Genomic DNA, 9401 nt, shown 5'->3' on the forward strand with positions numbered 1-9401 from the left:
CATGCCGGGTCGAGTCGGCGGGTCTCGGGGGTCCTGGTGGCGTGCAGGCGGCTGTGATGTTGGGCTGGCGTGTCCGGCCGTTGTGGAGGATCCCGATGGCGAGCAGATCGTGGCTGCGAGGCGATCTGGCTATGGCCGTCAGGGCGCTTCAGCCGCATCCTGTGAAGGGCGCGGAGTGGGTGGGTGTGGCCAGCATGCCGGGTTCTGGCCGGCAAGGAGGAATACATGGAAAGCGCGCCGAGCAGGACGGCGATGTTTGCGGCTGTGTCGCGCGGATTGTTTCGCCTGGAGACGGCGTCGCCGTGGGTACTGGACGATGTGCTGGCCCTGGTGCTTGTCGGCCCGGTATGGCAGCAGCTGCGAGACCAGTTCGATCCGCTGTTCCCCGACCCGGTCCGTCGCGAGGCCCGTGCGGCTGTCTGCACCCGCAGCCGGTACGCCGAGGACCGGCTCGCTGCTGGTGCCTTCACGCAGTATGTGATTCTCGGCGCGGGGCTTGACTCGTTCGCGTGGCGGCGGCCGGATCTGCTCGGCTCGCTGACGGTGTTCGAAGTTGATCACCCTGCCTCCCAGGCCTGGAAGCTCGAGCGGGTCAGAGATCTCGGCCTGCCGCTCAGCGCCTCGCAGGTATTCGTGCCGGTTGATTTCGAGGCCGGACCGATTCAGGATGTTCTGGGCGCGACCGGGTTCGACTGGGCGCAGCCGGCGATGTTCTGCTGGACGGGCGTCGCCCCCTATCTGACGGCACAGGCGATCGAGTCGACGTTGCACACGATCGCGGCGGCTGCTCCCGGGTCTGAGGTCGTGTTCTCCTACCGGGCCGAGGACGCTGCGCTCGACGACGCGGGGACGGAATACGCCCGTATCTACACACCGATCGCAGCTTCAGTCGGCGAGCCACTTCAGCCTGGCTGGCCCGTATCCGAGATCGAGAGGCTGGTCATCCGGTGCGGGCTGAAGGTCGTGGACCACCCCACACGTGCAGACCTCCAGCAGCGGTACTTCGCCGGCCGTACCGATGGCCTGCGGCCCTATACCTTCGAGACCCTGGTGGCCGCGCGGGTCACCTGAGCGAGCGGTTCCGCAGAAGCTATCCCACTGTGCTCTTGTTGAGACGGGCCATCAGGTCGCGGTTGGTGGCGCGAGTTGCGGCGAGTTCGTTGTCGCGGTCGGGGAGTTGTCGGCGTAGCTCGACGGTCTGTTGTTCCAGTTCGGTGATCCGTCGCTGAAGTTGCTGGATGTCGGTCGGACCGCCCGGGCCGGTCTCTTTCCGGACCTGTTCGCCGAGGGCTTCGGGCAGACGGTTGCGTAGGCGCTGGTTTTCGGTGGTCAGTCGCGCGATGCGATCGTGGGCGTGGCTGACCAGAGCTCGATCAAGTTCCGTAGGTGTGCGGGTTGTTGGTGATTCCCAGGATGGGCAGTGCGCGTTCGGGGGCGTCGCGGATCGCCCGGGTGGTCTTGGCGATGTTGTCGGCGCCGAGGATTTTCAGGGTGCCGAACGAAGCGGACATTCCCTCTGCCTCCCGCCCGAGAGAACCGTCCTTCCTGTGCCACCACAGGAGACGACACGAGGGTATTTGCGTGCACCACATACACAGCGGAGGGCAGGGTCGCTTCGAGGCGACGCACCCGCAAGATCCACCTCTCCTCCGACTGACGGTCGTCGACGGCGGTGAGGGACGCCTTCGTCACCAGTGGCGGCCGCCTCGCACCTGACAGTCAGACAACAATCCTGCGTGAGACCCATCGCCGAGCGCCTACGCCCCTGGCGTACGGCCGCTGGTCAGTCCCGGTCGCTCTCATCGAGCCTGTGCTGCGGACCGGTCCTGTCGTCGCGGTTTGCGCAGGCACCCCTGCCGGGAACCATTTGCCGGGCCGCGCGTCAGCTCTGCGCTGAGGCGGATCGATTGTGCCCGACTGGACGTTCCGAAGACGTGCTCGACACTGGCACGGACCTGCTTGTGCGAGTGGTTGCGCTCCTGCTTCCAACCGGGTAACTCTTCGCCCTGAGTGCGACGGTGCGGCATGATCAACCCGGCCCCTGGATAGCCGCCATCAGCAATTACAGTCGCCCGTCCGACCGCGGCTTTGGCCCCGGATTCCTCCCACGCCTTGCAGTCGTCGTGGTGGCCCAGCAGAGGTTTCCCGACCACGACGACCAGGCGGGTGTCGGCGTCGATGACGACCTGGTGGTTGGCGGAGTATCGGTAGTTCTTCGGCTGCTCGGCAACCGAGTGATCGCGGGTGGGCACCAGCGTGCCGTCCACGATGAGCACGGTGTCCTGCCGGAACCAGCGCCGCGACTGCAGGGCCATCAGCGTGCCGAGATGGTCGATGGTCCTGTCCGCTGCGGACTTCGAGACGCCGAACAGCGGATCGAGCTGACGTATCGCCAAACTGGTACGCCAGTAGACCGCGACCAGCAGCACCCTGTTCTCCAACGTGAGGCTCCGGGGTCGGCCCGGCGCACCACGTCGGCGCCCTCCCGCCGCAGCGCGGTCACCAACGTCCCGAAGAGGCGTGGGCTGAGCCCCGCGAACGGGACTATCCAGGACGGTGGCAACGCCGTGATCACACCAGCAGTCCCGATGTCGCCTGGCCCTACCGCGGCTTCGCCGCATTCCGAGGACGACTGGCACAGGCTGAGGGGTTCGCCCTCTCCGAGATGTGGGCTTCAGCAGTGAGCTCCCTTGGAGCGACGTCTCCACTACGCTGAAACCACTTCTCGATCGCCCAGACGACGGCGGCAGTGAGCTCTCGGCTGCCGAGTGTGCCGCGATCACGGCCCAGTGGCACGAGCACGCCGACGACCCGCTCCTCCAACGGCGCTCCGATGACGCCAATCAGCTCACGGCCGTCCAACGCCAGCAGTTAAGGGAAGGCCGCTGGGGTCGCGTTGATCCTCAACTGACCCTGAGAATGCCCGGGTCCTGTCTCAGACAGAGACATGAAGTTCGTGAGAACTGTGGCCCTGTGCACAGGGATTGCATCTGCGGCGAGGTCAGAAGCGACGCGGCCCGCAGATCTGAGGGGGACGGCCGCAGCCGCATGAGGACGTGAGGAACCGCCTGCGCGGCCGCATCGAGTCTCACAGCCCTGGGACGAACCGCCGCGAACGTCGTAGCTTTCTACGAAATCCTCCGTAGGGTGAAAGCCCGACCCGGCTTACGCAAGAACCCTTAAGAAATAGATTTTTCGCTCGCCCACGGTGACCCCTTTTTGCAATCCCCTCCCACCGGGCGAGAGTTGGGCAATGTGCAGGTAAAGCGGCCTGACGGCTGGGGCGATGCGCGATCCCCTCCCGCTTACCCAAAGCCCTCACGGCGCGCCCCTCTCGTTACTATTTTGCAATAGAGAACTTCATCCCTAAATGTCTGCTTTGGGAGATTGTTGGGCTGTTCTAATGAACTGGCCGCTCAAGAGGGGATTTGAGTCGAGGAGCTTTCCGCTGCCCAACTAGGGAGATGTAGCTCTTCGTGGCGATTTACTGCATTTCGAGTGGGGGTTGGTTCAGCTGTAGTGGTCCTGGCGTCTGCCCGGTTCGCTTGAGTGTGGCGTTCATCGGTCCGGTATTTCCTGGGGGTTTTCCTGTTGTCCGCTGGGGCTATTGAAAAGGCGAGTCGGCAGCATGAAAACAATCAACAGGTAGAACGCCGGTTCTGAATTCTCGAGAAAGAGTTGTCTTCTTGACTGCCACCTTCCTAAGCCGACGCGCGCTCCTCGTGGGCATCGCCGCCGGAGCGGCCGTTGTCGCTGTCCCCACCATCGGCAGTGGTCGCGCCCACGCTGCCGGTCTGCCCGACATTCCCGATGACGCGGGTCTGCCCGACACCGACCGCGGCAAGGCCGTCTGGGCGTACAAGCTCGGCGGCAAGGCGGTGAAGGAGGCCGCTGCCGCCGCCCTGACGACCGGTTCCGTGAGCGCCTTCCTGGCGACCGGCTTCGAGCGGGCCCGCGCCGAGGACAACAGGTTCACCCTGTTCGAGTCCCTCGCTTACGCCGGGAAGTCGGTCAGCGACAGCGTCTCCACCGCACTGTCGGGTGGCGACAAGGCCATCGACACGTATCTGTCGGACGGCTGGCAGAAGCCTCTGGTGACCGACCTGCGCGTCGAGACGTTCACCGTCATGAGCGGCGGTGGCAAGGCCGTCCAGCGCGAAGCGTCCAAGGCATTGGCCGAGGGAAGCCGCAAGGCCCTGGACACGTTTCTGACCGACACTCAGTACACGGCCCACGCCGAGGACGAGAAGGTCGAGGTCTTCACCCTTCTCAACGGCGCCTCGCCCGAGGTGAAGAAGTACGCCGAGCGGGCGCTCGCCGACGGAACTCCGGAGGCGATCCACTGGTTCCTCGTCACCGGCCAGCACATCGCCCGTGCCCGCGACGAGGAAAAGGCGACGATCGATCAGCTCGTCGCCATCGTCGAACGCGAGGGCAGGCAGGCCAAGGCGACCACGGAGCGCGCCGTCGCCGCATCCGACCAGGCCAAGGCCGCCGCGGAGAAGGCCAAGCAGGCCGCCCTCACGGCGGCCGAGGAGGCCAAGGCCGCCAAGCAGGACGTGGACAAGGCGGCCAGTGCCGCCAACAAGGCCGCAGGTGCCGCCCGCGGTGCGGCCGCCGCGGCGACGACCGCGATCTACGCCTCGCGGACCGCGCAGGCCGCCTCCGCCCGTGCCACCCGCGCCGCGCAGGCTGCGGCCGCCGCGGCCGCCACCGCTGGCCGGGCCGCCTCGCGTGCCTACGGCGCCGCCATCGCCGCTTCCAAGGACGCCTCCCAGGCCCGCGCCGCGCGCCTGGCCGCCGAGGGCGCCAGGGACGCCGCGAAGAAGGCGCGCACCGCGGCCAAGGCCGCCGACGCCGCGTCGACCGCCTCGAAGCAGGCTTCCGCGGCGGGCGGTTCCGCCGCCTCCGCAGCCCGGAATGCCGCTGCCGCCGCGACCGCATCGGCCGACGCCGCCGACGCCGCCGGAGTCGCCACCTCCCAGGCCCGTGAGGCACGCCAGGCCGCGGGCGAAGCGAACTCCGCGGCTGCTCGTGCCACCCGCGCCGCCGCCACCTCGCAGTCCCTGGCCAACAGGGCGTCCGCCGCGGCCGCGACCGCGCATCGCGCCGCCAACTCCGCGGCCGACCACGCGGACAAGGCCGCCGACGCTGCCGAGGACGCTGCGAAGAACGCGGGCAAGGCCGTCGAGTACGCCAAGCGCTCCACCGCGTACGCCGAACAAGCCGTCAAGGCCGCCAACACCGCCATGGACGCGGTCAAGGAGGCCCAGGAGGTCGAGAAGGCGGCCCGCGAAGCCGAGACGAAGCGGATCGAGGAAGACACGCAGGCAGGTATCGCACTCGCCCGCGAACAGGCGAAGCAGGAGGCCGAGACCCTCGAACGCATCGAGCGCCAGCGGGACCTGGCCGATCAGGCCGACAAGACGACCAAGGACCTCATCGCCGGGGCCGAGCAGGCCCTCGAAGCGGGTGACCGAGCCAAGGCCACCGTGGCGGGTCGCAAGGCCACCGCGAGACTGCTGGACAGCCATGGCACCTGGACCAGGGCAGCCGCCGAGTTCGCACTCGCCGGAACCGATGAGGACGTCCTGAACTGGATCGACGTCGACCGGGTCGCCGCCCAGCGGCAGGACGACCGCGAAAGTGTCCTCGTTCTCGCCGAGGTCGCCCCGGCGGCCGTGGCCGAGGCCGCGCAGAGGGCCATCGACAGCGATGATCCGGACGCCGCCACCAAGTTCCTGGAGACCGGCCGGATCAAGGCCTCCCTGACCGACAACCGCGTCGCGGTCTTCAAGATCCTCGGGCTGGAGCCCGGCAAGGCCGTCAAGGAGGCCGCAGAGGCCGCTCTCTCGGACGGCAGTGCCGAGGCACTGGACCGGTTCCTGACCTCGGGCCTCGGCGAGGCGCTTCAGGAGGACGACAAGGTCGAGGTCTTCCGGCTGCTGAACGACGGCGGCCCGAACCTGAAGTCCGCCTGCCAGGTCGTTCTGGAGGGCCCGGCGCGGATGCGGCGGTTCTTCGTCGCACGCGACCACCACCACATCGCGCAGGTCGACCACGACGCCGCCAGCCACATCTCGGCGATCCGCGCGTCGATCGCGCATGCCGCGAAGGTAGCCGCCGAGGCGCTCCAGGACGCCGCGCACGCCTCCAAGGCGGCCGCGGAGGCCAGGAAGGCGGCCAAGGAGGCGTCCGACTGGGCGATCAAGGCGAAGAACTACGCGGACGACGCCTCGGAGTCGGCCGGCGAGGCACGCAAGAACGCAGCGGCGGCCGACGCGTCCGCGGAGAAGGCCCGGACCTCCGCCCAGAGCGCGAAGAAGGCCGCCACCACCGCCCGCACCGCTGCCCGCACGGCGAACTACGCGGCCAACCAGGCCTACGACTCCGCCGGCAGCGCGGTCGCCTCGGCCAACTCCGCGCAGGCCTCCGCGGCAAAGGCGAAAGCGGCCGCTGTCCAGGCGGGCAAGGACGCCAAGGCCGCGGCGGTCGCCGCCGGTGAGGCCCGCAGCATCGCCATCGCCAAACGGAAGGCCGAGGCCGCCGCAGCGGCCAGGGAAGCCGTCCGTAAGGCCAAGGAAGCCAAGGCGAACAACAAGAACCCTGCCGACACGTCGGCCAACGACCAGTGCAAGGTCGAGCAGCCGGGGACCTGGCTCGGGCACAACGCCCAGGAATGGCAGGACGCGACCTCACAGGCCAGCACCGTCCTGGGAACGCTGAGCTTGGGGGCCATGGGCCTGGGCGGTCTCGCACTCGCCACCGGGATCGGCGCCCCGGCCGCGCCGTTCCTGTTCGCCGCCGGGGCCATTCTGGGAGGCGCGTCGTGGGTGGCGCAGGGGTTCAACGTCCTCGCGCACGGCTTCGACGACCGCATAGGACGCGGCTGGTGGAGCGCGCAGTTCAAGGAGTCCCTGGGCATGTTCGCGCTCGGCGGCATCTTCATGGGCAAGGGAGCGATCGTCAGCAAGCTCGGCTACGGCTTCAAGGCGGCCAAGGACGGCGTGAAGAACGTGGGCTCGGCCATCAGTGACGCGGCCGGAGGGATCGTCACCACGACCATTGGATGGCTGACCTGGTAGCGGACTTCCGTCCCGCGAGAGCAGAAGAAAGATAAAGGAGACGGGTGGCGGTACCCGACCGTCACCCGTCCATTCGCCCTTCCCGTCTGAGAGAGTTCTTCATGTTCGGTTCCGGCCTTTCCATCGATCAGTGGATGGTGCTCGCGGCCGCGTCTTCATTTCTCCCCGGCCTCGCCATGCTGCCGTACATCCGGAAAGCGAAGAAGAAGGCGCTGGTTCCTCTCTTCTTCGTCGTTCCCGCCGGCATCGGAGCGCTCGGCATCTGGGGGAGCGCCGCTGCCCGTGGTTACGGCGCGGCGGAGTCCCTCGAGATGTACGCATGGTGCATGGCAGGTCTGGCACTGCTCATCGTCCTCGGCCGTCCCCAGATCAAGAGAAACGAAGAACTTCAGGCTGCGGGCAAGGAGATGGAGCAGCCATCGGGCCTCTATATGGCGGTGGTCTTCGTGTCCCTGGGAATCGCCGCCGTACTTGCTTTCCTGGTCAGGGAATACCTCATTGGGTGACTCCTAGTCCCGCGTGATGGGTTACACATTCCGTCATGCGGGATCCAGGCCTTTCACCGCCATCCCTGGCTGGACTTTCTGTGAGGGGAATGATTGTGTTGACATCGCTGTTTCCCCTCTCTACTTCCCTTTCCCTCTCTACTCCCCTTCACCTTTCCCTTTCTATTTCGCTAAGAGGACATCACTTGATGAATCCCATACGACGGATCTGTGCCATCGGCGCTGCTGCGGCAGCCGGGGCCGTCGCGATCGTCGCCCTATTCCCCCCGACCGGCTCGGGCGACGCCGTGGCTCAGCCCCGGGTGGACGGCAGCAAGGTGGTCGCGGCCGCCGACAGCCAGCCGGGCTACGCGGTCGAGGACTTCAACTACCCCGACGCCGACCGGATCCTGAAGGACAAGGGCATCGTCCTCAAGCGCGGCGACGGACACATCACCCTCGCCGAGTGCGGCTCCGCCAGCGGCCTGATGGAGGTCTACTCGCGGCGGAACGACAGCATCTGCTTCCGCACCACCGGCACGTCCGGCTATCTCACCATGGAGATCCCCGCCGTCTACGGCGTGAAGACCAGTGCCATGGACGCCGATCTCAAGTTGAGCGCCGAAGGCAAGCAGTCCACGGTCGCGGTCGACAAGAACACCTTCAAGCCGGTCGGCGAGACCGTCGACCCGGGCGGGCGTGAGCACGTCCTCCTGGAGATCCGCACGTCCAAGTAGCCCCCGCCCGACATCACGCGCACAGCGGGCACGCGGCACTCCTCAGTTCCACGACGCCCACGATGCCCCCTGCAGCACTTCACCAGTCCACAAACAGAGGAACGAAACACGTGTCCGGCAGCAAGACCCGCTCGGCGCGGGCGCCCCGTCTCCTGGCGGCGGCTCTCGCCTCAACCATCTGTGCCCCGGCCATCGCGATGCTCGCCACGGCACCCGCCGCCCACGCTCTGACAGGCGACCGCGCCCCGGCCGGTGACCACTCCTTCACCGCGCAGCTCCACATAGGCGGGAAGGACCCCCTCCGCGGCTGCTCCGGCGCGGTGGTGAGCAAGCAGTGGCTGCTCACCGCGACGAGTTGCTTCGCGACCACCCCCGGCGCCGACGTTCCGGCCGGGAAACCGGCTCTGAAGTCCACGGCCACGGTGGGCAAGCAGAGCATCGACATCATCGAGGTGGTCCCGCGTGACGACCGCGACGTCGCCATGGTCCGCCTGGCGCAGCCCGTCGCCGACGTAGCCCCGGTGCCCGTGGCCAGTGATGCCCCCGCCACGGGCGAAACCCTGACCGGTGCCGGGTTCGGCCGCACCAAGACCACCTGGGTACCGGACGCGCTGCACACCGGGTCCTTCCGGGTGGATTCCACGGACAGCACCACCGCTGCCCTGACCGGCCTGGACGGCGCGTCGGTCTGCAAGGGCGACGCCGGTGGGCCCCTGCTCCGCGTCAAGGGCGGCAAGTCCGAACTGGTCTCGCTGCACAGTCGTTCCTGGCAGGGCGGGTGCCTCGGTTCGCAGGCCACACGCACCGAAGCGGTGGACGCACGGGTCGACGACCTGGCCGGGTGGGTCAAGGACGTCAGCCACCGTGACCAGATCCACCCCGCCGACATCGACGGCGACGGCAAGGCCGACCTCCTCGTCCACCGCACCAACGGTGATGTGGTCTACCACCGCAACCTGGGCAGCCGTTTCGCGGCCGGCACGGTCATGTCCTCCGGTTGGGGACGCTTCGTCGACGGCAAGGACCTGGGCCGCCTGTACTTCTCGGACATAACCGGTGACGGCAAGGCCGATCTGGTCGAGCATCGCCGTGAC

6 protein-coding genes and 1 pseudogene are annotated in these 9401 nt (G+C 67.7%); 5 read left to right on the top strand and 2 right to left on the bottom strand.

Annotated elements, in window-relative coordinates; translation table 11 throughout:
* Positions 1 to 225: 225 nt before the first annotated feature.
* On the top strand, positions 226 to 1071 hold the full coding sequence (locus tag ABZV77_RS01360) for a class I SAM-dependent methyltransferase (protein ID WP_356249045.1): 846 nt from the start codon (positions 226 to 228) through the stop codon (positions 1069 to 1071).
* 302 nt (positions 1072 to 1373) lie between these two features.
* Here the strand turns inward: ABZV77_RS01360 and ABZV77_RS01365 are convergent, their stop codons facing one another.
* A complete protein-coding gene (locus ABZV77_RS01365; RefSeq protein WP_356249047.1) occupies positions 1374 to 1511 on the bottom strand; it encodes a hypothetical protein in 138 nt (45 codons plus the stop codon).
* Positions 1512 to 1928: 417 nt separating this feature from the next.
* Positions 1929 to 2590: pseudogene (locus ABZV77_RS01370) on the bottom strand (transposase); the annotation flags it as partial.
* A 1096-nt stretch (positions 2591 to 3686) separates the two neighbouring features.
* Between ABZV77_RS01370 and ABZV77_RS01375 the strand changes: the two are divergent.
* The 4 genes from ABZV77_RS01375 to ABZV77_RS01390 form a co-directional block, all read left to right on the top strand.
* Positions 3687 to 7085: a hypothetical protein gene (locus ABZV77_RS01375; protein ID WP_356249049.1), complete on the top strand. Its 3399-nt coding sequence runs from the start codon at positions 3687 to 3689 to the stop codon at positions 7083 to 7085.
* Between the two features lie 44 nt (positions 7086 to 7129).
* A complete protein-coding gene (locus tag ABZV77_RS01380) occupies positions 7130 to 7591 on the top strand; it encodes a hypothetical protein (protein WP_356249051.1) in 462 nt (153 codons plus the stop codon).
* 188 nt (positions 7592 to 7779) lie between these two features.
* Positions 7780 to 8307 carry a hypothetical protein gene (locus ABZV77_RS01385; RefSeq protein ID WP_356249053.1) on the top strand — a complete coding sequence of 176 codons (528 nt, stop codon included), beginning with the start codon at positions 7780 to 7782 and terminating at the stop codon, positions 8305 to 8307.
* A gap of 110 nt (positions 8308 to 8417) precedes the next feature.
* Positions 8418 to 9401 (top strand): trypsin-like serine protease (locus ABZV77_RS01390; protein ID WP_356249054.1); only part of this gene is annotated, 984 nt, incomplete at its 3' end.

Origin of the sequence: Streptomyces sp. NPDC004732 (assembly GCF_040609235.1) — a bacterium.
Lineage (GTDB): Bacteria > Actinomycetota > Actinomycetes > Streptomycetales > Streptomycetaceae > Streptomyces.

Bases quoted from the DNA above. Each gene is read 5' to 3' on its own strand.
- ABZV77_RS01360 (WP_356249045.1), top strand. From the start codon at position 226: ATGGAAAGCGCGCCGAGCAGGACGGCGATGTTTGCGGCTGTGTCGCGC.
- ABZV77_RS01365 (WP_356249047.1), bottom strand. From the start codon at position 1,511: ATGTCCGCTTCGTTCGGCACCCTGAAAATCCTCGGCGCCGACAACATC.
- ABZV77_RS01385 (WP_356249053.1), top strand. From the start codon at position 7,780: ATGAATCCCATACGACGGATCTGTGCCATCGGCGCTGCTGCGGCAGCC.